The organism is Klebsiella sp. P1954 (assembly GCF_018199955.1).
Taxonomy (GTDB): domain Bacteria; phylum Pseudomonadota; class Gammaproteobacteria; order Enterobacterales; family Enterobacteriaceae; genus Klebsiella; species Klebsiella pneumoniae.
In genome coordinates this window covers 4608730-4630328 of the sequence record NZ_CP073373.1, presented here as the reverse complement: position 1 = coordinate 4630328, position 21599 = coordinate 4608730, and the positions used below count along the sequence as shown (strand labels likewise).

Annotated in this window: 20 protein-coding genes, 1 tRNA gene and 1 pseudogene; 14 read left to right on the top strand and 8 right to left on the bottom strand. The window is 45.5% G+C overall.

Annotation, left to right across the window (positions count from 1 at the left end; genetic code table 11):
- Positions 1–5: 5 nt before the first annotated feature.
- Positions 6–290, top strand: coding sequence for a 50S ribosomal protein L25 (gene rplY, locus KB890_RS22350; protein ID WP_004189006.1), 285 nt, complete (start codon positions 6–8; stop codon positions 288–290).
- Positions 291–348: 58 nt separating this feature from the next.
- Here the strand turns inward: rplY and KB890_RS22345 are convergent, their stop codons facing one another.
- Positions 349–1236, bottom strand: a complete 888-nt coding sequence (locus KB890_RS22345; RefSeq protein ID WP_002912983.1) for a LysR family transcriptional regulator — start codon at positions 1234–1236, stop codon at positions 349–351.
- 104 nt (positions 1237–1340) lie between these two features.
- On the opposite strand from KB890_RS22345, the gene KB890_RS22340 reads away from it, so the two are divergent.
- Entirely contained in the window at positions 1341–2627 is a 1287-nt protein-coding gene (locus KB890_RS22340; RefSeq protein ID WP_019704991.1) for a serine hydrolase domain-containing protein, read from the top strand.
- Between the two features lie 18 nt (positions 2628–2645).
- On the opposite strand, the gene KB890_RS22335 is transcribed toward KB890_RS22340, so the two are convergent.
- Positions 2646–3242, bottom strand: coding sequence for an NUDIX domain-containing protein (locus KB890_RS22335; protein WP_004144265.1), 597 nt, complete (start codon positions 3240–3242; stop codon positions 2646–2648).
- 82 nt (positions 3243–3324) lie between these two features.
- Between KB890_RS22335 and KB890_RS22330 the strand changes: the two genes are divergently transcribed.
- Positions 3325–4086 (top strand): DeoR/GlpR family DNA-binding transcription regulator, encoded by a 762-nt coding sequence (locus tag KB890_RS22330; RefSeq protein WP_002912986.1) that lies wholly within the window; start codon positions 3325–3327, stop codon positions 4084–4086.
- Positions 4087–4105: 19 nt separating this feature from the next.
- On the opposite strand, the gene yejK is transcribed toward KB890_RS22330, so the two are convergent.
- Complete coding sequence (gene yejK / locus KB890_RS22325; protein WP_020324366.1) at positions 4106–5113, bottom strand: nucleoid-associated protein YejK; 1008 nt, start codon at positions 5111–5113, stop codon at positions 4106–4108.
- A 186-nt stretch (positions 5114–5299) separates the two neighbouring features.
- Between yejK and KB890_RS22320 the strand changes: the two genes are divergently transcribed.
- The 7 genes from KB890_RS22320 (at position 5300) to KB890_RS22290 (ending at position 13273) form a co-directional block, all read left to right on the top strand.
- Complete coding sequence (locus KB890_RS22320; protein WP_004195346.1) at positions 5300–5527, top strand: YejL family protein; 228 nt, start codon at positions 5300–5302, stop codon at positions 5525–5527.
- A gap of 18 nt (positions 5528–5545) precedes the next feature.
- Positions 5546–7306 (top strand): LPS biosynthesis-modulating metalloenzyme YejM, encoded by a 1761-nt coding sequence (gene yejM / locus KB890_RS22315; RefSeq protein ID WP_002912990.1) that lies wholly within the window; start codon positions 5546–5548, stop codon positions 7304–7306.
- Between the two features lie 76 nt (positions 7307–7382).
- Positions 7383–7459: transfer RNA gene (locus KB890_RS22310), tRNA-Pro, on the top strand.
- Between the two features lie 206 nt (positions 7460–7665).
- Entirely contained in the window at positions 7666–8922 is a 1257-nt protein-coding gene (locus KB890_RS22305) for an integrase domain-containing protein (protein WP_020324474.1), read from the top strand.
- 152 nt (positions 8923–9074) lie between these two features.
- The gene (locus KB890_RS22300) at positions 9075–10313 is read left to right on the top strand and encodes an ABC-three component system protein (RefSeq protein WP_022631301.1); all 1239 of its coding nucleotides are present in this window, start codon (positions 9075–9077) and stop codon (positions 10311–10313) included.
- Positions 10303–10989: an ABC-three component system middle component 1 gene (locus KB890_RS22295; protein WP_020324450.1), complete on the top strand. Its 687-nt coding sequence runs from the start codon at positions 10303–10305 to the stop codon at positions 10987–10989. The genes KB890_RS22300 and KB890_RS22295 overlap by 11 nt, the downstream gene beginning before the upstream one ends.
- Positions 10952–13273 (top strand): AAA family ATPase, encoded by a 2322-nt coding sequence (locus KB890_RS22290; protein WP_020324484.1) that lies wholly within the window; start codon positions 10952–10954, stop codon positions 13271–13273. The genes KB890_RS22295 and KB890_RS22290 overlap by 38 nt, the downstream gene beginning before the upstream one ends.
- 189 nt (positions 13274–13462) lie before the next feature.
- Here KB890_RS22290 and KB890_RS22285 read toward each other — a convergent pair whose 3' ends face one another.
- The 3 genes and pseudogenes from KB890_RS22285 to KB890_RS22275 all read right to left on the bottom strand — a co-directional run.
- Positions 13463–13942: a hypothetical protein gene (locus KB890_RS22285; RefSeq protein ID WP_022631300.1), complete on the bottom strand. Its 480-nt coding sequence runs from the start codon at positions 13940–13942 to the stop codon at positions 13463–13465.
- Positions 13942–14217 (bottom strand): ECs_2282 family putative zinc-binding protein, encoded by a 276-nt coding sequence (locus KB890_RS22280; RefSeq protein WP_031280849.1) that lies wholly within the window; start codon positions 14215–14217, stop codon positions 13942–13944. The genes KB890_RS22285 and KB890_RS22280 overlap by 1 nt, the downstream gene beginning before the upstream one ends.
- 113 nt (positions 14218–14330) lie before the next feature.
- A pseudogene (locus KB890_RS22275) lies at positions 14331–14537 on the bottom strand (ISNCY family transposase); the annotation flags it as partial.
- Positions 14538–15003: 466 nt separating this feature from the next.
- On the opposite strand from KB890_RS22275, the gene KB890_RS22270 reads away from it, so the two are divergent.
- Positions 15004–16317, top strand: a complete 1314-nt coding sequence (locus tag KB890_RS22270) for a nucleotide-binding domain-containing protein (RefSeq protein WP_020324454.1) — start codon at positions 15004–15006, stop codon at positions 16315–16317.
- Entirely contained in the window at positions 16310–16864 is a 555-nt protein-coding gene (locus tag KB890_RS22265) for an SLATT domain-containing protein (protein WP_020324465.1), read from the top strand. Before KB890_RS22270 ends, KB890_RS22265 begins: the two co-directional genes overlap by 8 nt.
- Before the next feature lie 172 nt (positions 16865–17036).
- Here KB890_RS22265 and KB890_RS22260 read toward each other — a convergent pair whose 3' ends face one another.
- Entirely contained in the window at positions 17037–18368 is a 1332-nt protein-coding gene (locus tag KB890_RS22260) for a DUF4062 domain-containing protein (RefSeq protein ID WP_020324475.1), read from the bottom strand.
- 157 nt (positions 18369–18525) lie between these two features.
- Positions 18526–19371 carry a DUF6387 family protein gene (locus tag KB890_RS22255; protein WP_023304935.1) on the bottom strand — a complete coding sequence of 282 codons (846 nt, stop codon included), beginning with the start codon at positions 19369–19371 and terminating at the stop codon, positions 18526–18528.
- 395 nt (positions 19372–19766) lie between these two features.
- Here KB890_RS22255 and KB890_RS22250 point away from each other — a divergent pair, with 395 nt between their 5' ends.
- Entirely contained in the window at positions 19767–20876 is a 1110-nt protein-coding gene (locus KB890_RS22250) for an AI-2E family transporter (RefSeq protein ID WP_002912992.1), read from the top strand.
- Between the two features lie 174 nt (positions 20877–21050).
- Positions 21051–21542 carry a serine protease inhibitor ecotin gene (gene eco / locus KB890_RS22245; RefSeq protein WP_014343358.1) on the top strand — a complete coding sequence of 164 codons (492 nt, stop codon included), beginning with the start codon at positions 21051–21053 and terminating at the stop codon, positions 21540–21542.
- The last annotated feature ends 57 nt before the right edge of the window (positions 21543–21599 follow it).

Here is a 21599-nt window from a genome sequence, read left to right as displayed (position 1 = left end):
CATCAATGTTTACTATCAACGCAGAAGTACGTAAAGAGCAGGGTAAGGGTGCGAGCCGCCGCCTGCGCGCAGCTAACAAGTTCCCGGCAATCATCTACGGTGGCGCAGCTGCTCCGGTTGCTATCGAACTGGACCACGACAAAGTATGGAACATGCAGGACAAAGCTGAGTTTTACAGCGAAGTTCTGACCGTCGTTGTTGATGGCAAAGAAGAAAAAGTCAAAGTTCAGGCTGTTCAGCGCCACGCGTTCAAGCCGAAACTGACTCACATCGACTTCGTTCGCGCGTAATCGCCGATAGCAAGTTGTATGGCAAGCGCCCCGGGGTCTCAGGCTCCGGGGCGTTTTGTTATCTGCGCTGCCAAAGCTCCGGCGCCTCGTGCACGATGTCGCTAAGCATCCGATGCTTATTCATTCCGGGCAGCCAGAGCATCACCATAGTGACGTTCAGCCCCTGACTGCCGACCTCCGTCGCGATTTCACTGACTCCCTGCCACTCGCCTGGTCGCAAATGGTCCGGTAAAAACCCCCAGCCCCTCCCCTGCTCCAGCGCATGGCGCAACAGGGTAATTTCATTCATATACAGCGTATGGCCGGAAATCTGCAGCCGGCGGGCGATTTGATCGTCACTGCGCCGGTGCATCACTAACTGCGGCGTCAACGAAAGATTCAATAGCGTCAGCGGCCGCGGAGCGTCGTGGAACAGGCTGTCCGCCGCGTAGAAACGCAGATCCACGGTGCCGAGCGCCCGCCACTCCATTTCGCTCCCCAGCGTGCGGTTGTTAGCCTGACATATCGCCATCTCCGCCACGCCATCGCTCAGCGCCTGCTCGGCTTCGCGACGCGAGGCGCTCCAGCAGCTCAGGCGGATCTGCCGTCGGGCCAGGTTATCGGCCAGCGCACAGAGAAATTCACGCGGCACGAAGGGATCGTACACCAGACGCAGCGCCTGCCCGGCGGTTTGCGGCAGCGTTTGCGCAAAAGACTCGAAAGCCTGCGCCTGACGCAACAGCAGATGCGCCTGGCGAAACAGCTGCTCACCCTCGGCAGTTAGCGTCAGGCTACGTCCTTCACGGCTGAACAGCCGGTAGCCCAGAGCATCTTCCAGATAGTCCAGCAGATCGCGCAGCGTGGTCCGGTCTTTAGCTAAACGAATGGCCGCCTGCGACAGGCTGCCGGTCTCAGCAATCGTCGCGAAGGCTTCAATCTGTGCGAATGAGTACTGTAGGGTTTTCATCCTTTTTCTCCCTTAAGGGGGAAAATCCCCCATGTGCTGATTTTAGCCGGCGCGCGCCGATTTATATACTGCGCAGCGAATCTATGGCAAACGAGGAAATGACAATGATAAGAAAACCACTGGCCCTGGCGTTAATATTGGCGGCTCTGCCGGCGGCGGCAATGGCGCAACACTGCGGCAGCCTGACGCTGGATGTCTGCCCAACGCCTTACGATCAAACGCTACCCGCGGCCAAAGACATGCTCAGCTGGGATCAGACTTCACGCGTGATTGGCTTTCGCAATGACTATCGCAACTATATCGGCGATGTCTTCCGCCACGGCGCCTCGACGCCGCTGGAGCGCGCTGAAAAACAACTGACCGATGCCCGCTATACGCTCAACGGCCACACCTGGAATTTGCAGGATTACCTGAAGCGCGAGAACGTCAGCGGTATGCTGGTGCTGAAAGATGGTAAAGTCGCCTGGAAATATCTCGCCGAAGGTAATACCGACACCACCCTGTGGACCTCGCGCTCGGTAGGCAAATCGGTGGTCTCGACGCTGGTCGGTATCGCCATTCAACAGGGTAAAATCCACTCCCTTGATGACCTGATTACCGTTTATGAACCCGAACTGAAAGGCACCGCCTGGGACGGCGTAACGCTGAAGCAGTTGATTCAACACACCAGCGGGGTGGAATGGAATGAAGACTACACCGACCCGCAGTCGCATTTCGCCCGCCTGACCCAGTGTGAAGCGCACCCCGGCGCCTATGCCTGCGTGCGTAAGATCGTCACCGGCCTGGCGCGTCAACACCCGGCGGGCGAGCAGTGGTCCTACTCTTCCGGCGGCGCCTGGCTGCTTGGGGATATCCTGGAGCGCTCCACCGGCATGTCGCTGGCCGCCTGGCTTGAACAGGCTCTATGGCAGCCGGCCGGGATGGCCCACGACGGCGTGTGGCATGCTTATCAGCAAGGGAAGCACGACGTCGGCGCCCACGGCTTTAACGCCACCCTTGAAGACTGGGGCCGCTTTGGTGAATTCGTCGCCCGTGACGGTCGGTTAAGCAATGGCAAACAGCTGGTGCCGGCTGGCTGGTTCGATCAAGCCGCCAGCTGGACCAAGGCGCTAAACTCGGTCTCGGCAGCGCATCCGGAGGGTATTTACGGCTATCAGTGGTGGAATAACGCAATTCCGGCGAATGCGCAAAACGTCCAGCCGACGCCGCAGGAAGGGCTTAAAGGGTCGCTGTGGGCGCTGGGGATCTACGGCCAGGTGATCATGGTGAACCGCGCGGAACACCTGGTGATCGTCCAGTGGTCGACCTGGCCGCAGGCGGAACCTTCCTTCAACGCTCAGCCGTTGGAAGCGGCGCTGATGTACAGCGCCATTGCCCGCGAGCTGCGTTAACTCCCCGCTCCTTGCCGCTCAGCCGGCGAGGAGCGTGTCGGCATTCAGCGCCAGGTGTTGCAGCAGGATAATGGTTTTAGCATCCATGATCTCGCCATCGCGAATGGCCTGCAGCGCCCGCGTCAGCGGCCACTCCAGTACTTCAATGTCCTCACCTTCCGCCGCCAGTCCGCCGCCGTCGCCCCGACGGTCATCGGCCTGATATTCGGCGATAAAAAAGTAGAGTTTTTCGGTGACGGAGCCGGGGCTCATAAAGACGGTGAAGACGGGTTCGACACGGGTCACGCGAAAGCCGGTCTCCTCTTCCGCTTCGGCAACGATCCGCGCCTCCGGCGAGGCGTTATCCAACAGCCCGGCAGCCGCCTCAATGAGATATCCGTCGTGGCCATGAGTAAATACCGGAAAACGGAACTGACGGGTCAGGACCACCGTCCGCTTTTCCCGGTTGTAGAGTAAAATGACTGCGCCGTTGCCCCGGTCATAAGCCTCGCGGCTCTGCTCCTGCCAGCGACCGTCCCGACGCAGCAGTTCGAAGGTATATTTTTTCAACGTGTACCAGTTATCCGAGAGCAGCGTCTCGCGAACGTGGCGGACGTGCGGTGCATGTGTTTGCATGTTATTTCCCCTTTGAGGTGACAGCAGGCACCATAACATGCATAATCATGCACAAACAAGATCATTCGATGAAGGAAAACCGATGCTCGCCAGTCAGAGAAAACAGCAGATCCTCCAGATCCTCACCGAGGAAAAACAGGTGATGTCCGGGGAGCTAAGCCAGCGGTTTAACGTCTCCGAGGACTCCATTCGCCGCGATCTGCGCGAGCTGGCGGCGGAGGGAAAACTGCAGCGGGTCCATGGCGGGGCATTGCCGGTATCCGCCGCCATTGCGCCAATTGAAACGCGCAAAAGCGTGCAGATCGCCTCCAAGCAGGCGGTCGCCCGCGCCGCCGCCGCCCTGATCCAGCCGGGACAGGTGGTGATTGTCGATGGCGGCACCACCACCGCGGCGATGATCGGCTTTTTACCCGCCGACCTCAGCTGCACGGTGGTCACCCACAGCCCGGGCATCGCCGTGGCGCTGGTGGACCACCCGCGAATCGAGGTGATCCTGCTCGGCGGCAGAGTATTTAAACATTCGGTTGTCGCCGTCGGCGCCGAGACGCTGGCGGGAATGGCGCGGATCAACGCCGATCTGTTCTTTATGGGGGTGACCGGCGTCCACCCGCGGGCGGGTTTCACCACCGGTGATTACGAAGAGGCAGGCATCAAGCGCGCGCTGACGGCCAGGGCGGCAGAAACCGTGGTAATGGCCTCCCGGGAGAAGCTCAACGCCGCGTCGGCCTTTGCCATCGGCGAGCTGAGCCTCGCCAGTACGCTGATTGTCGATGGAGAACCCGACGCCGCGCTGCGCCAACAGTTGGTGCAGAGCGGCGTGGAGATCGTCCCCGTTCAGCGGTAGCGCCGCCGGGGCGCAGGGCTTAATTGCCGCCTGACGTCCGGCGCTGCAGCTGGTCGCGCAGATTCGGCGGGGTACCCTTAATGGTCAGGGTATCAGTGGCGGGATCCCAGAATACGCGTTCGCCCAGCAGCATGGCGTCGAAGTTAATGGTCAATCCGCCGCCGCTGCCGGCAAACTTGGTCAGCTGACGTAAGGTGCTGCGATCCGCCGGGAAGCTCTCTTCCAGCTCATAGCCCTGCTCAGCGGTGAATTCCTGGAAGCTCTTTTCGCTGACGCCGGCGAGCTCTTTGGACAGCGACTCCAGCTCAATCTCTTCCCCAGCCTGCAGCTGTTCGTTGCAGTAGGCGTAGACCTGCTGGCGCACGTTCTGTCGCTCGGATTTATCAAGCTGGGCATCGGCGGCGAAGTCATCCACCGCCTGCAGCAGGCCGCGGTTCTGCGCTTTGGCGTTAAGCCCTTCGCTGGCGCCGAGGAAATCCATAAAGAAATCGGCCACTTTGCGCCCTACCCGCCCTTTCAGGAAGGTCAGATAGCGGGTCGACTCCGGGTTGGTTTCCCACTCGGTGAGATCGATGCGCGCGACGATATCGGCATGGTTAATATCCAGATAATGGGTCGAGCGGATATCCAGCTCTTCGTTGACGCGCATACTGCTCAGGTTATTGAGTACCGCCACCAGCAGATACTCGACCGCAAGGTAACGATACTGGCAGAAGAGGACAATGCCTCCTTCGGCGAACGGGTATTTCGCCAGCTCATCGCGCAGGCGACCGGTCGCCGCGCGGCTAAACGCCAGAAACTCTTCTTCCCCCTGACGCTGCAGGCGCAGCGCCTGGGCCAGTTCGCTCTCTTCACTGAACAAGCCATAGGCTTTGCTTTTGGCGCTATAGACCCGGTGCAGTTCAGCCATCATCTCGACGACCGTCGCGTTCGGCTCCAGCAGTGACTCGCGCAGCACCAGCTCCAGATTTTGTTCATCACGTTTGATTAACTGATGCAGGGCAATCTGGTCGATATCCAGACTCATGTTAAACTCTCCTTTTAGACCGGGCGGTATTCAACCACCGCCGGGTGGCCGACGCAACTGGCGCCACACATTTCGACGTCGTTACCGTCGATTGATGCGCTTTTGCGCCGCGGCGAAAAAATGCGGAAAAAAAGCTGCTGCTACGGTAATATGTTGCCCTTTCACGAACAAACAGATTTTGAGTTTATGCCGCAAATTTCCCGCTATAGCGATCAACAGGTCGAACAGTTGCTCAGCGAGCTGACGAACGTCCTGGAATCACACAAAGCCCCGGTGGACCTTTCACTGATGGTGTTAGGCAATATGGTGACCAACCTGATCAACAGTAGCGTCGCGCCGGCGCAGCGTCAGGCCATCGCCCGTTCTTTCGCGCAGGCTTTGCAATCTTCGATTAACGACGATCCAGCGCATTAAGGATAACAGCAACAGTATATGGTGACTCTACGTCAGCCCTACCGAGAAAAAGTCTCCCAGATGGTTAGCTGGGGGCACTGGTTCGCCCTGTTCAACATGTTGTTGGCCATGGTGCTCGGCAGCCGCTACCTTTTTGTCGCCGACTGGCCGACGACGCTTGCCGGACGACTGTTTTCGTACGTCAGTCTCGTCGGGCATTTCAGCTTTCTGGTGTTTACCAGCTATGTGCTGATCCTCTTTCCGTTGACCTTTATCGTGGTCTCGCAGCGCCTGATGCGCTTCCTGTCGGTGATCCTTGCCACCGCCGGGATGACGCTGCTGCTGATAGACAGCGAGGTTTTTACCCGCTTCCATCTGCACTTAAACCCGGTCGTCTGGGAGCTGGTCATCAACCCTGACCAGAATGAGATGGCGCGCGACTGGCAGCTGATGTTTATCAGCGTCCCGGTCATCTTTTTGATTGAAATGCTCTTCGCCACCTGGAGCTGGCAAAAGCTGCGCAGCCTGACGCGCCGCCGCCATTACGCCCGCCCGGTCGCCTGGTTCTTCTTTTTGTCGTTCGTCAGCAGCCACCTGGTCTATATCTGGGCGGACGCCAATTTCTATCGCCCGATCACTATGCAGCGGGCGAATCTGCCGCTCTCCTATCCGATGACCGCCCGTCGTTTCCTTGAGAAACATGGCCTGCTCGACGCCCAGGATTATCAGCGTCGTCTGGTGGAGCAAGGGGCGCCGGAGGCGGTATCGGTCCAGTATCCGCTTAGCAACCTGCGCTACCGTGACCTCGGCGCGGGCTACAACGTGCTGCTGATCACCGTCGACAACCTGAACTACTCGCGGTTTGAAAAGACCATGCCGGCGCTGGCGGCATTTGCCAAAGAAAACGTTAACTTTACCCAGCATATGAGCTCGGGCAATACCGCCGACAGCGGCCTGTTTGGCTTGTTCTATGGTATTTCGCCTGGCTATATGGACGGTGTCCTCTCGGCGCGTATTCCCGCCGCGCTGATTACCGCCCTCAACCAGCAGGGCTACCAGCTGGGCCTCTTCTCCTCCGATGGGTTTAGCAGCCCGCTGTATCGCCAGGCGCTGCTCTCCGATTTCTCGCTGCCGAGCGCGAAGACCCAGAGCGACGAGCAGACGGCCAATCAGTGGATCGGCTGGCTGGACCGTTACGCGCAGGATGAGAATCGCTGGTTCTCGTGGATCTCGCTCAATGGCACCACCCTCGACGACACGCAGCAGCAGGGCTTTGTCCGCCGCTACAGCAAGGCGGCTGGCGACGTTGATGCCCAGATCGATCGGGTGCTGACTGCGCTGCGCGAAGCCGGCAAACTCGATAATACGGTGGTAATTATTACCGGCGGCCACGGCAAGCCGCTGAATGCGAAACACGACGCGTTCGACTGGTCGCGCGAGCAGCTGCAGGTGCCGCTGGTTATTCACTGGCCGGGCACGCCGGCGCAGGAGATTGCCACCCTGACCGATAACAAAGATGTGATGACTACGCTGATGCAGCGCCTGCTTCACGTTTCGACGCCGGCCAATGAGTACTCGCAGGGAGAAGATCTGTTCAGCGCCGCGCGGCGTCGTAACTGGGTCACCGCGGCCAACGGCGATACGCTGGCCATCACCACCCCGACCATCACCGTGGTCCTCAACCATAACGGCACCTATACCACCTGGAGCCGCGACGGCGAGAAAATTAAAGATCAGAAACCGCAGCTCAGTCTGTTGCTGCAGGTCCTGACTGACGAAAAACGCTTTATCGCTAACTGATTGATTAATTATGAATCAATCGCGCGTGACCCGCTTGCATTCGCCTGGAGAACGGGTAATATTGTTCCCCACGCGTCGGCACGTAGCGCAGCCTGGTAGCGCACCGTCATGGGGTGTCGGGGGTCGGAGGTTCAAATCCTCTCGTGCCGACCAAATTTCCCCCAACGTTTTGTCTAGTGAAGTCCAGACAAGACTATAAAAAACAGAATATACAGTAGGTTGCATAGACCTGCTGTTTTTCTGTTGTCTAGCAAAGTCCACACTGATACAGTGAAATCCAACATTTTTAGGCATATCTTTAGGCATACAATCCATTGTGTCGTCTGAGCCATATGCCTAACCAGTGATTGGAGAATGATATGGCGCGTCAGACAAAGCCCCTTAACAACACCGAAGTCAAAAATTCCAAAGCGACTGAACGTGCCACTATCCTGTATGACGGGGACGGCTTAGAACTACTGGTGAAGCCCGGTGGCTCAAAACTCTGGCGATTCCGCTATTACAAACCTTTCACTCGCAAACGCGCCATGATTAGCTTTGGTGCTTACCCTGCTGTATCTCTCTCTGAGGCACGTCAACTTCGTGAAGATGCCCGTCTTCTATTAAGCAAAGATATTGATCCGCAGGAACATAAAAAAACTGAACAGTTGCGGCAAAAAAATGCCACTGAAAACACTTTTCAAAAGGTCGCTGCCGAATGGTTCAAAACCAAAGAATCAGCGGGGCTGGCAACTCATACGTTAAACGATATCTGGCGTTCTATGAGTAAATATGTATTCCCACATATTGGCTCTATGCCCATTGCTAACATCACGGCTCAGCAGTTCATCGGAGCGTTAGAGCCAACACACGCAGCCGGAAGACTCGAAACGGTTAAACGTCTAAGCCAGCGTATAAATGAAGTTATGGATTACGCCCTCAATTCTGGGCTGGTATCTGTAAACCCCGCAGCACGAATCGGGCGAACATTTCATAAACCTAAGGTAAAGCACCGCCCTGCCCTACCTCCAGAGCAACTCCCCCTTTTAATGAAAACTCTGGCATTTGCCAGTATCGGACGACAAACCCGCTGTCTTATCGAATGGCAATTACTTACGATGATCCGACCTGCCGAAGCGTCAACGACTCGCTGGGATGAGATCGACTTTGACGCAAAAGAATGGCGTATCCCTGCTGGCCGCATGAAGATGAAGCGTGAGCATATCGTTCCGCTTTCTGAGCAAGCTTTGGCTATTCTGGAAGTAATGAAGCCCATCAGTAAGCACAGAGATTATGTTTTTCCTGGCTACCGTAATCCACTTGAACCAATGAATAGTCAGACAGCAAACATGGCGCTTAAACGGATGGGCTTCAAAGATCTTCTTGTCGCTCATGGGATGAGAGCGATTGCCTCAACAGTCCTTAACGAGAAAGGATTTCCTCCTGATGTGATCGAAGCAGCATTAGCACATATCGATACTAACGAAGTTAGGAGAGCCTACAATCGCGCTCAATACCTTGAACAGCGTAGAGAGATGATGAGCTGGTGGGGTGAGTATGTAGAAGCAGCATCCTTTGGAAACTCATCAATCAGTGTTACTGGCAAGTTAACCTCAACAGAAGGATATACCGATTAAAATCTTTAGCTTCTCTCATAATTGAGCTTTCTCACAGTTATGAGCAAGAGAGTGAACATTTTGCATTTCAATCGCACTTAAAATGATTAGTATGTCTATGTAAGAATTCTGATTTATAGCTATGTTTAGTAAAAATTTTCATAGGATAAAAAATGTCTAACATAGAGGAAACACTGCCAGGAAGTGCGATCAGTTCTTGGGGGGGCTTTGTTTACCAAGGGAAAGTGGCTCTTTATCACTGCCTGAAATTATTAACAGAGAAATCATTTCAACAGAGAATAATTGATGATTTTGAGTTGCAATTAGATAGCACTGATGACTTTGCTATTTATTGTGATGGCAAGGTGATTTCAACTCATCAAGTGAAAGCAAAGTTATCGCAATATCGTTCTGAATATGTCAAAGCTATTTATAAAGCAGCATGTATAGCTACTGACTGTGATGAAGATACAATCAGATATTTTCATGTAGCTAAAAAACTTGATAATTTTGAAAATTACATAAGCAATGATGGAAAAATAGTTGAGTTTTACAGTTATGGCGATATTAAATACTGTTTACTATCAAAAATAAATGAATTGATTGATGAGCAAATTGAATTATTTTTAGATACCAATAATTTGATTAAAACAAAAAATTTAATTATTGAAAAATCTACTTTACTCTCTGAATTTATAACCAACAAAGTAATTTTGATTCACAACTTAGTTCATAAGGGACAAACTCAAGACTATGCTGCCTACCATAATAGAATAGCAAGTAGCATTTTTTTGGCACTACTAATCTCCCCTCCCCTTAATCGTACAGACGAAGTATACCATGCATTATTAACCAAAGAAAAAATAACAAATATTATTGAAACTGAGTTCTACAATGACTTAGACGCTTTTAGCGAGAGGCAAATTGAATCGATATCAAACGTTTTCAGATTTATTTATAGCTTAAATTATAACTCTGCCATACAGATGCATACCTCTTTGCAGCCTCATAGACAAAACAATGTTATAAATGAAGATGATGTCCGGGATTATCTTGATGTAGTATCAGCAATATCTCACATACCAAATCTGATAGGCTTGCCTCATTATTCAAAAAAAATAAACAAATACCTTCCAACAGCTTTGACAATTAGAGATGGAAGAAGACGAAATACTTCATTCCAAGAAGAGTTGAAAAAACACATAAGGGATAATTCCACGCTTGCATCATTGCTTTATGAATATAATAACATAATAGCCTATAAAGTATCCGATGAAACGATAGTATCAGCAACCTCAGAAAAAATTACAACAGTTAACGGCACTAAAGAGAACAATAACCATATTGTAAGGGAATTTGATTTAAGGGTTATATCAACTGATAAAGCAGAGGCGGAACTAAATGCTAAATGAATTTATAAAACAGGCTATTGAAGACCACCACTTTATAAAAATTGAAAGTACGTCAGATAATATTCATTTTTTTAAAAAGGAGAAGGATGCATTACGTCGATATATAATAACCTACAGAACAGATAAACTTGAAGATGCGAGTTCTATTAATGAGATAATTATTAATAACACTCCAACTGAACTTTTAGAAGCACCAGCCTTTGCAAAAAACACTGATCTTATAATAGTATTTCAACTCGACAAGCTTTCAAATTACAAGCAATATGAAAAAAGTATATTTGATATAGAAGAAAATGCTTATCATTTTAAAAAATATGTGTTGTATTATTCGACTGAAGAGAATCAATTAATTTCCGGGAAGAACTTCAATAATCTTAAAGCAGTTCTCTCAGATCATGAAGAATTCTCCACATATAAAGCAGATCCATCCCGACCTAGCCTGTATAATCTGGCAGCTAGAATTTTCATTAAACTACCTTTTTTAGAGATGCCTGATATAGAAAAGGATATTGTTCCAATTGATCTCCAAATCAATACACTGGTAGATTCATTAAATCTATCTGAGCCATATAATAAGATCAGCACAGCAAATAAACAAACAGATATAAATTTAGAAATGCTAATTGAGGAATTAATAAATGAAGAACTGGAAGCTATCAAAGCTGAGAATAAATAACTTCAAGGCTTTTGATAAAGTCGAATTCGATTTTGAGAGTTCTTCTTTGTTGACACTTGAAGGTCCTAATGGATATGGCAAAACGAGCGTATATGATGCATTAGAATTATTGTTTACAGGAAAAATAAAGAGAATTGAACAACTATGTCAAACAATAATGCCAGGAGGCGTTAGAAATTATAGTGATAACCTTTTCTGGAACAAAACAAAAGGAGAGGAGGATATCGAAATCAGTGTGGAGATGTCGGATGATAACAATGAAAAACTTTACTTTTCACGCAGAGCACTTGCAGACGATTTAAAAATAATACAGAACAATAAAGCAGATAATTTTAATATATTTAAACTACATAAATTAGAGTTGTTAGACTCCTACGAAAACAGCACCTTAATCACACAAAATGAACTTGATAAAATATTAGGCGAAAAATTCACTGAGAACTACAACTTCCTCAACTATCTTGAACAAGGACAGAGTTCATTTATTTTCGCTAAAAGTATAAGAGAGCGGAAAAATGCTATCGGTGGTTTAATGAATGTCAGTGAACTAACTGACAATATAAATTTGTGTGGTCGAGTTGAAAAAGCATTAACAAGAAAAATCAATGGCCTTAATTTCACTGAAAAGAGAAACTCTCTTATATCACAAATCCAAGCGATAAGTGAGTTGGGAACGAATGAGAATAATCCTGTTCAATATGAAAAAATCTCAACCCATCTTATTACACCATCATGGGATGTTGAGAACCCTTCATTTTTTTCTGACATTGAAACAACAAAAGCAAATGAAAACAAAATTTTATTGATTAAAAATCTAATTACTAACAAGGAACAGCTTCGCGTAATTATCGATAATATCAGAATAGAAAACTTCATAACAAAAACCGAAAAACTTTTAACAGAGGTTATAAAAGTAGGACACCATATTGAATCCTATCCAGAACAGACTCAAAAGAATAAAATTAATAATGGGATCAATTTATCTTTAGGAATTTTGCGTAAAAAAGAAGACTCTATAACTCAGGAAGACATAGACAAAATTAAATCTTATGTAAATTTGGATATCTTAGATTTCAAAAAGCGTTTACAACTTCGAGATAATTATAGAAACGAAATAGGCAAGAAAAATATTATTCTTGTCGACATTAACCAAGCAAGAAAGAAATTAACCGAAGAACATCAGAAGGCTACATCTCTATCAGAAAAAAATTGTTTACTTTGCGGGCACGACTGGCTCACAAAAGATTTGTTATTAGCCGCGATTGATATTAAAAGTAAATTATTAGAAGGCTCATTAGATGACATAGGTAAATTACTACAAACTGAACTTAATGAAATAAATAAATATAAGGATGCTGAAATACAGCGTTTAGTCGAAACACAAGCACAACTTAAATTTGACAAGAACTTGTTTGACAGTTTACAAAAGGCAGAGAGTATTTTCGAAAAGATAATAAAAATAAATGAAAGGCTTTCACAAATCGGAATATCTTACCCGCAGACTTTTACAAATATACCAGAAGAAATAGAATCAAGAAAACAATCATTAATATCGCTGATACGTAAGCAAAAGAAAAATGAGCTGATCACACTTCCTGGAGGTTGGGAATCAGTCTTGAATGAATCATTCGCCACACCAGATGATGTTTTCAACTTAGACTTAGCACAGATCAATCGAAAGGAAAAATACTTCTTATACAAAAAGATTGAAGCAAATAATCTTAGACTTAAAGCTTTAAAAAAAGAGCTTAACGATTTGTTAGATATGGATAAAGCCTTAACAAATGCTAAAAAGAAAATTACCACATTAAAGGAACAACTAACTATACTAAACAGAGATTATTCTAAAAAAACTATCGCTGATATAGAGTTAACGTTCCATATTTATAGCGGTAGACTTATCCAAAACTACCAACGTGGCTTAGGACTATTTATAGATGAAGGGAATGGAGATAGACTGAGGTTCTGCACAGCAGAAAAATCAGAACATGACGCAACCATGTCAATGAGTTCTGGACAACTATCGGCATTAAGTTTGGCCTTTTTCCTATCACTTAATAAAGTGTATGCGAAGTCCCCCCTTGTTCTGATAGATGATCCAGCTCAATCTCTTGATGAGATAAATATTGCTTCTTTAAGCGACTTACTACGCTGTGAGTTAAGTAATAGGCAGTTGATACTCTCATCACATGAAGATAATATTTCTTCATATCTCAGGTTTAGATTTATGCGTGCAGGCTTGTCGCAAAAACCATTTAATATGCAATCACATACGAGTAAATAAGATGATATCAGCTAAGCAACAATGACATTATTGGGCTATACGCGACTTCATAGTCGGCGGTTATGTACCAGCAACGAAAGCAGTGTCCAAGCTAAGTTCAGATGTCCGCCTGCCAGCAAAGTTGAAAAGGCTGCTGAGAAATATCTTCCACAGCGGCCTTTTTAGCATACAGTCATTGAGTGAGTTAATTCATATTGAAATGAAAAACTCCTCTTCATTTCTCCTCTTATAATCATCATCCCATATGAGTTTTATTCGATATTTAGTTTTGCTACCGAAACTTAGTCCCGCGATGATCTCAATTCCGTGTTGCGGATGCAGTATCTCATATGGGAACTTGTCTTCTACATCCGATATTACAAGGTATTCATCACCGTCATTATCAGGAAAGTGAATTTCTATATTCCTAGCTTCGACTTTGCCTCTATTGTATATTTTTAGCCTGTAATTGTTTCTGGCTATTTTTACCAAGCGAGCACCAAGCTCAGCCTTCATTTCATTGATAGCTGACTTTGTTTCTTTTTCCAGAAGCAACTTACGTAATCTATCTTGCTCATCTTTAATAACCTTTTGTTCTCTATCGCTTTTTCTTGATTTAAGCTCGGATGATATAATGGTGTAGATTGATACTGCAAGCGCTCCTAAAGCGATGACGTCACTTGTAGTCATTATTTGATCCTTATGTTTTTACTTCCCTTAAAAGCTTTCTTCAGTATGTCGTTAAACTGCTTTTGTATATCCTTCGTCAATTCTTCTTTTACTTCATTAACATGCGCATCAATACTTACACCATTTTCTTGGATTAACTCATCGTTAGTGAGTATTTTTCCGCATCCTATGCATTTGACGATCTCCGAATCTTCGGCATGTTCCATTTCTGAGTTCCCGCATACAGGACATAATAGAGTGATTTTTCTATTGTATTTTTCAGGATTCAATTTCATCTATTTTCACCTTTCTTATATACCATTTTTAGTTGCTGACAATATGGATGCTATTGGATTAAAACTTTGGAGATTCACTTAGATTCTCCTTAAATATCATAACACTGAAGCTATTACCTTGTACCAAATATTTCCTCAGAACGTGACTGTAATGTCTTCAACGCATTGAGCATATCGTCACCATTCAGCGAACGTTGGGATTTCTTGTCTGCTGGTTTTCTACGTCGCCGTGATGGGCCATCACCGGCAGGTATTGCCTGTGAACGATTATTGTCACGCTTATCCTGAAACAGTTTAATAAATTCGAGTGTACGACCGAGGTGACCTGGCCCCTTTCAATACGATACGCCAATGTTAGTAGTGCCCCTATCGGCTGTAGCGACAATTGTGAGCTTCCGCTTCTCGCTCACAGCGTCCCCTCAACTTATTGTATATGGCAGCTTTCTGCCAGGAGCGGAAGTTGATGACATATTCTATGTTAATCAAGCAGATACAGATTGATTAACTTGCGTTCTTTCCTTCGTTGATGTAAATACGGCGATCACGAAAAAACCGAAATGCCGTTTTGATGCCTTTTCTGTAGGGAGTGCCGCCAAGTAGGATCAGAGGGCAAATTACATAAAAATAACTATAGATCATTATGTTAATGAATAAAAATAAACACCTGAACGTTCGATTAAGTTATGCTAAGATAACTGTTTATTCATACAGCACAAATCCAAAGTGAAGTTGTAGCAAACCCTTAGCGTACATAAACAAAAAATATAAGAGTGAGGAGTTCATTCGATGACTATATCTGAAATGTTTTCAGGGTTTATATCAAATTTATCTATCAATAATGCAGAAACAATCAGCTCTCGCTATGGTGAGTTAACCACTGCTTTAAACAAACAGTTCAGAGATACCGAATCTAATACAGCAAATACTTTACAAGTGGGTTCATTTGGGAGAAAAACGGGAATCAGAGGTATTTCAGATCTAGATATGCTATATATTATGCCTAAATCAAAATGGGATAATTACAAAGACGGTAAACAATTAGAACTACTTCAAGATGTCAAATCAGCGATATTAAAAAGGTATCCGACGACGAAAGTTCGTGTGGACAGACTTGTCGTTACTGTAACTTATACCAATTTCCATGTTGAAGTTCAGCCTGTTTTTGAACAAGAGGATTGTAGTTATAAATATCCTGACACGAAAAACGGTGGCAGTTGGAAAATAACGAAGCCCAGAGCTGAAATGACAGCTATAAATAACCTTGACGCAAACAAAAATAGCAACCTCCGTCGGCTATGTAAAATGATAAGGGCATGGCGTAACAAACATGGCTTAGCTATGGGAGGGCTTCTGATTGATACTCTGGTATACAATTTTCTAAACTCAACAACTGAGTATGATGATAAGAGCTATCACTATTATGATTGGTTAAGTAGAGATTTTTTCAAGTATATTCATGAACTTGAAGAACAGACTGAGTATTCAGCCCCTGGCAGTCGTCAACGAGTGAAAGTTAAGAAAAAATTTCAAAAGAAAGCTAAAAAAGCATACCATCTGTGTCTTGAAGCAATTGATGCTAGCGGTCAATCGAATGAAAATGATAAATGGAAAAAGGTCTATGGTCGCCCGTTCCCGAAAGCTGAAACTGTATCAAAGGCATCCCTTTCGATCCATACCCACGCAACATGGAAAAACACAGAAGAATTTATCGAAGATAAATTCCCTGTGGATATTAAAGAAAACATAAAAATTGATTGTGAAGTGAAACAAAATGGTTTTCGAGAGTTTTTTCTGCGTGATATGATCTCAAGACATATTCCTCTACGAAATAAAAAGGATTTAAGGTTTGAGGTGAAAGAGATTTCAGTTATACAACCTTATGATATATACTGGAAAGTATTGAATAGAGGTGAAGTGGCAAAGAGAAAAAATAATATTCGAGGACAAATAGTTGCAGATGCCGGGATGAGACAGAAAATAGAGTCCACCAATTTTCGTGGGGATCACATTGTCGAATGCTATTGTGTTAAAGACGGAGTTGTCGTTGCCAAAGATAGAATTCATGTACCAATAGTAATCGAGGGTAACCGTGATGAATGAAGACCGTTTAATCCTTGAAGGGCAGATAAGAGAATGTTACGGACGGGTCGTTTACTCCCATAAAACTCATGAAAAATGTGCTGACATACTTATCCGTAAGCATGAAAACATAAAATTATGGCAAATAGTCGTATCAGCATTAGTTACAGGTGGAATAGTTTCAACTTTCTTTGACAAGGGCAACGTTAGCGCTATTATCAGTGTTGTCCTCTCAACCATCCTTTTGATTTTAAATACATATACAAAAAATTATGATTTAGGAGAACTAGCTCAAAAGCATCGGCAAGCTGGCTGTGATCTATGGATTATAAGAGAAGAATATCTTTCATTGTTGACTGATATACGTATTGGGGATATATCCCTTGATAAAATAAGAGAAAAAAGAGATAAACTTACAAAAGAATTACAGGCTGTATACGCAGGTTCTCCGAGCACAAATTACAAAGCTTATATAGCCGCACAAAAGGCTCTAAAGGAACTGGAGGATATGACTTTTTCAGATAGTGAAATTGATGCCTTTTTACCAAAAGAATTAAAGCGGTCTTGAACTTATAGCCTAAAAACTTAACATGAGTGAGAATTATAAGATATGATAGTTAATACTCAGCTTGACAAATTTCACTAATTCAACTGTTTTAGCTCAGACCTGACCTGACAGTTACCGATTATTTCTACAAGTTTCTGTCGGATCAGGTGTACACTATTAATCACATAATTTTTTATATATCAATTTCAATATATCTAGTTTCTATTTCTTCATATTCCTCACATATAATCCTGACCTCAATTATATGCTTTCCTGTTGTTAAAGGAACTATCATGTATTCATCATCAAATGATGACTCTCTCGTGTGTAATAAATTATCAATTTTTATCGTGATTTTTCTTCCATCAAGTTTTGTCCACCACTTTTGATTGATAGGTGGAATTTTACTCAGAAATGATAGATTATTATTCAAAGATGGAAAACGATCCATCACACTATAACCACCACCTAACTGTGTCTGTAAACGGGATAATGCAGAATTTTGCATATATTTATTTTTACTATATTCCGATTTCGCTCGAATTATAGGATTAACTGGAAGAGGCGATTCAGGCTCACTGAATGTGTCGTCATTCTCATAAATTAAAAAAGCATCAGGAAATTCGATATCTATATATACATTAGTTGCTTTTATACTTCCTATATTAGACACTAATATTTCAAGTGCTGATGAATAATTATTTATCTTATAAAATCTTTCAATTTCTTTATTATAATTAAATAATTCATTTTGACTTGGAATCTCCCTATTATATTTCTCTATGTCATCTTCAGAGATATACTTATGTAAATGTGATGGCACATTTTGTAACCTCAAAACATCAGGCATCGTTAGGATTTCATATGAATTGAAATTTTCATCGATAGTCGGTTTATTTATGGAAACATCGATCGATGGCTTTCTAAATGAAATTTTTGATTCAAGATCCAAAACTCTTTTTCGTAACTCTCTGTTTTCTTTACTCAAAGATGTTAACTCTTTTGAAAGAGCTCCATCGATATCTGCCTTATCACCACGAATCCATCCTATCCCAGGTTTCTGCATGATCTGCTTCATCAATGAAATTGATACGCTTTTTATAAGCTGGTCTTTTGTCTCCCAAAATTGAGCCATTTTTGAATTTCTTAACACTAATTCTCTAAATCCATTAATTTCTGAGAGATCATCGTCCCTTCTATCTATTGGTAGAGGCACATTGTCTTTCATGACAAACGCAAGAATAGGTATCTTTCTTTCTAAGGCATACTCATATTCTTTTTGTGTGAAACTAATGCCATCTGATGTTTTTGAACCATATCTTAAACCTAAAACAAGAATATAATAATCACTAACTTCAATCGTTCGTCTGATGATTTCCCACTGGTCTTCATCTTCAGCACTGAACATCTCCATCCCAATGGGGATATGATACATTTCCAAAATAGCTTTTATAATACTTTCTCTTTCTTCTGCTAAGTCAGAATATGTGGAACTCAGGAAAACTTGATATTTAGTAGATTCCAAGATAACCTCGCATTTCTCTTAATTGCTATACTTTTTGAGCATTAATTACGTATTTTAAATTACATAGTAAGCCAGCGAAAACCAAAAGAACATTTTTATAATAGAAACAACCAGTTGAGGTTGTCATATCCAAACATAAAGGTATGTTAAATTAACATTAATCTGTAAGTTTAATTACATCAGAAATTTTCATTTTTTTCAAATGATTGTTCTTGTTTATAAAAAAATGAAACTGCCTGATGAAGTCAATTGTTGAGGCTTTAAGGGCAAGAGGTCGGTCAGTATCCTTGATCTGCTGGGGTAGTCTCATTTCACTTTCTGCGTCATCATCTGTATATAGCAACCTGGATAGTCTGTCGTCAGAGACACGGATCTTTTTAATGGCGGCCCAGACCAGAATATCCAGCATAGGTATTACACGATAGTTGATCAGTTTCTTGATAGTTCCATACCCAAACCGAACTGACTCCAAGGGATTTTCTTCTATACCCTTAATTTTTCGCCATTGAGGTAGTGCAGCCTTAAGTGATTCAGCAATTTCCTCGTCAGTCCCACTTGCTAAATTTATTTCAAACATAACTGTCCGGGGAAACTGATCTGGCATACTCTCAGAGACAGGTTTTTCTTCAAACTCTTTATTTACAGCATACCCATCCCCGCCACTCCAGAAATACATTTCTCTTTTCAAAGAAAGTATGCTTAATCGAGCAATATCATCTGTTGTAGTAAGCAAGAAATGAGGAGGTTGAAACAACTTGTTTTCGGGAGTCATATATCCAAGCTTTTCCTCTTCTATAAGAAAAGGATTCCCACTAAAGATTTTCGAGTAGTATCCCATAAGAGCTTTGCTCTCAAAATTTTCTCTGTAGCTTTTGAAGAACAACGTCCTTGCCCATAGCTCATGATAGAACCGTATAAGCGTAAGCTCTTCGAATTTGCGGTAAGTATCAATGTCGAGCCAAGATTTGATCTCTTTCGTATGTTCCGTTGACCAGTTTTTCATCATCCCTTTCCTTCTAAAAGCGATTTTAATCATTTTAGCTTACAGTAATACTATTATCGCTTGAAATGTTGGGGCCCGGGACAGTTTTTCGCTGGTGCGATGATTTTCACTTTTAGGCATACGCTTAGGCATACACAGATAAACAACACTTACACAAACTCATGAAAATTAATAAATTACATTATTTTATTTAATCCTCTCGTGCCGACCAAAAACTCCACAGAAACCAGCCTTTTAAGGCTGGTTTTTTTATGCCTGTTTCCCCTGTTGCCGCCCGCTCGCTTAATTTGTGCCCTTTCTTCAATGTATCGTGAAGATGTACGACTATCCTGATGGTAAATTACGTCGTAGCATCTATTATTCGACCGTATGACTCATAAGCAGGAGCGGATAACATGAGAGTTAATGGACTTACCAAAGGATTTTTCATCCTTATCGTCTTCATTGTAACCCTGGCCTTTTTTGATGTTCTCTCACCCTATTATTCCGCCATCCTTTGGGCTGCGATCCTCGCGGTGATTTTTAATCCGGTCAAAAACAAGATCCGTACCCGCCTCGGCGAGCGCAATGGCCTCGCGGCGCTGATGACCATCGTCATTATCTGTCTTATCGTTTTTACGCCGCTGGCTATCATTCTCTCCTCGCTGGCCTACGAGCTCAACCTGGTGTACAGCAAACTGCAGCATAACGACACCCAGTTTCCGACGGTGGTCGCCAGCCTGTTCGCCCATCTCCCCGGCTGGGCCAGAAGCTTCCTCGCCGATCATAACCTTGATAGCGCGCAGCAGATCCAGCAGCAGCTCTCTGATGCCGCTCTGAAAGGCGGTCAGTATCTGGCCGGCAGCGCGTTTCTGATTGGCAAAGGGACTTTTGGCTTTACCGTCAGCTTCGGCATCATGCTGTATCTGCTGTTTTTCCTGCTGAAGGATGGACCTTATCTGGTGCTGTTGATCCTCGAGTCTCTACCGTTATCAAGCTATGTGAAGCAGCATTTGTTCGCTAAATTCGCCGCTGTGGCCCGCGCCACGGTAAAAGGTACCGTCGCCGTGGCGCTGGCGCAGGGGGCGCTGGGTGGCTTTGCCTTCTGGATCGCCGGTCTGGACGGCAGCATTCTCTGGGGAGCGCTGATGGCGTTTCTGTCGCTTATCCCGGCGGTGGGCTCGGCCATTATCTGGGTGCCAGCGGCCATCTACCTCTTCGCCACCGGCCAACTGTGGCAGGGCGCCTTTATCGTCGGCTTCTTTGTGATTGTGATTGGCCTGGTGGATAACATTCTGCGTCCACTGCTGGTGGGCAAGGATACCAGGATGCCGGACTATCTGATCCTTATCGCCACTCTGGGCGGCATGGAGATCTACGGTATCAACGGCTTCGTGATCGGGCCGCTGATCGCCGCCCTGTTTATCGCCTGCTGGAACCTGCTGTCGGGACGAGAACATGCCGGCAATACCGATGAAATCGATGAAGAGTTTATTGAGGAAGCGAAAAATAGCCGTAATGAATAGCTTTACCGGCAGGGGGCTGGCGGCCCGCCAGCGCCTCTGTTGCGCTCTGCGCGGTCGATGTCTTACCAGTAGATAACACTATTCATTTTGCAAAAATTGGTAAATAAATCTTAACATTCAGCTGAGTGATGATAGGCTATCTCTGTCAGGAACGAAAATAAAGGATGATCAACCGTGAAAAAAATCACTACGCTAGCCGTTTCTCTGCTGACCGCCGCCTGCATGTCCGCTGGCGCATTGGCCGCAGACCAGCCGCTGGAAAAAGTCGCGCCGTTCCCGAAAGCGGAAAAAGGCATGAAGCGTCAGGTTATTCAGCTGCCGCAGCAGCAGGATGAGTCGGCGCTCAAGGTTGAGCTGATGATCGGCCAGACGCTGGAAGTCGACTGCAACCATCATCGTCTCGGCGGGGAACTGGAAAGTAAAACCCTGGAAGGCTGGGGCTATGATTACTATGTCTTTGAGAAGCTGAGCGGCCCGGTATCCACCATGATGGCCTGCCCGGACGGCAAAAAAGAGAAGAAATTTGTCACTGCCGGCCTCGGGGATGACGCCATGCTGCGCTACAACAGCAAACTGCCGATCGTGGTATACACGCCGAGCAATGTCGATGTGAAATATCGCATCTGGCGCGCCGACGAGACTATCAGCAACGCTGTCGTCCGCTAAGGCGAACAGCGCAAACGGCAATAAAAAACGGCAGCCCGCAGGCTGCCGTTTTTGTCA

Excerpts from the sequence above, each read along its gene's own strand:
- rplY (WP_004189006.1), top strand. The coding sequence starts at position 6 with ATGTTTACTATCAACGCAGAAGTACGTAAAGAGCAGGGTAAGGGTGCG.
- KB890_RS22345 (WP_002912983.1), bottom strand. The coding sequence starts at position 1,236 with ATGAAAACCCTACAGTACTCATTCGCACAGATTGAAGCCTTCGCGACG.
- KB890_RS22340 (WP_019704991.1), top strand. The coding sequence starts at position 1,341 with ATGATAAGAAAACCACTGGCCCTGGCGTTAATATTGGCGGCTCTGCCG.
- KB890_RS22335 (WP_004144265.1), bottom strand. The coding sequence starts at position 3,242 with ATGCAAACACATGCACCGCACGTCCGCCACGTTCGCGAGACGCTGCTC.
- KB890_RS22330 (WP_002912986.1), top strand. The coding sequence starts at position 3,325 with ATGCTCGCCAGTCAGAGAAAACAGCAGATCCTCCAGATCCTCACCGAG.
- yejK (WP_020324366.1), bottom strand. The coding sequence starts at position 5,113 with ATGAGTCTGGATATCGACCAGATTGCCCTGCATCAGTTAATCAAACGT.
- KB890_RS22320 (WP_004195346.1), top strand. The coding sequence starts at position 5,300 with ATGCCGCAAATTTCCCGCTATAGCGATCAACAGGTCGAACAGTTGCTC.
- yejM (WP_002912990.1), top strand. The coding sequence starts at position 5,546 with ATGGTGACTCTACGTCAGCCCTACCGAGAAAAAGTCTCCCAGATGGTT.
- KB890_RS22305 (WP_020324474.1), top strand. The coding sequence starts at position 7,666 with ATGGCGCGTCAGACAAAGCCCCTTAACAACACCGAAGTCAAAAATTCC.
- KB890_RS22300 (WP_022631301.1), top strand. The coding sequence starts at position 9,075 with ATGTCTAACATAGAGGAAACACTGCCAGGAAGTGCGATCAGTTCTTGG.
- KB890_RS22295 (WP_020324450.1), top strand. The coding sequence starts at position 10,303 with ATGCTAAATGAATTTATAAAACAGGCTATTGAAGACCACCACTTTATA.
- KB890_RS22290 (WP_020324484.1), top strand. The coding sequence starts at position 10,952 with ATGAAGAACTGGAAGCTATCAAAGCTGAGAATAAATAACTTCAAGGCT.
- KB890_RS22285 (WP_022631300.1), bottom strand. The coding sequence starts at position 13,942 with ATGACTACAAGTGACGTCATCGCTTTAGGAGCGCTTGCAGTATCAATC.
- KB890_RS22280 (WP_031280849.1), bottom strand. The coding sequence starts at position 14,217 with ATGAAATTGAATCCTGAAAAATACAATAGAAAAATCACTCTATTATGT.
- KB890_RS22270 (WP_020324454.1), top strand. The coding sequence starts at position 15,004 with ATGACTATATCTGAAATGTTTTCAGGGTTTATATCAAATTTATCTATC.
- KB890_RS22265 (WP_020324465.1), top strand. The coding sequence starts at position 16,310 with ATGAATGAAGACCGTTTAATCCTTGAAGGGCAGATAAGAGAATGTTAC.
- KB890_RS22255 (WP_023304935.1), bottom strand. The coding sequence starts at position 19,371 with ATGAAAAACTGGTCAACGGAACATACGAAAGAGATCAAATCTTGGCTC.
- KB890_RS22250 (WP_002912992.1), top strand. The coding sequence starts at position 19,767 with ATGAGAGTTAATGGACTTACCAAAGGATTTTTCATCCTTATCGTCTTC.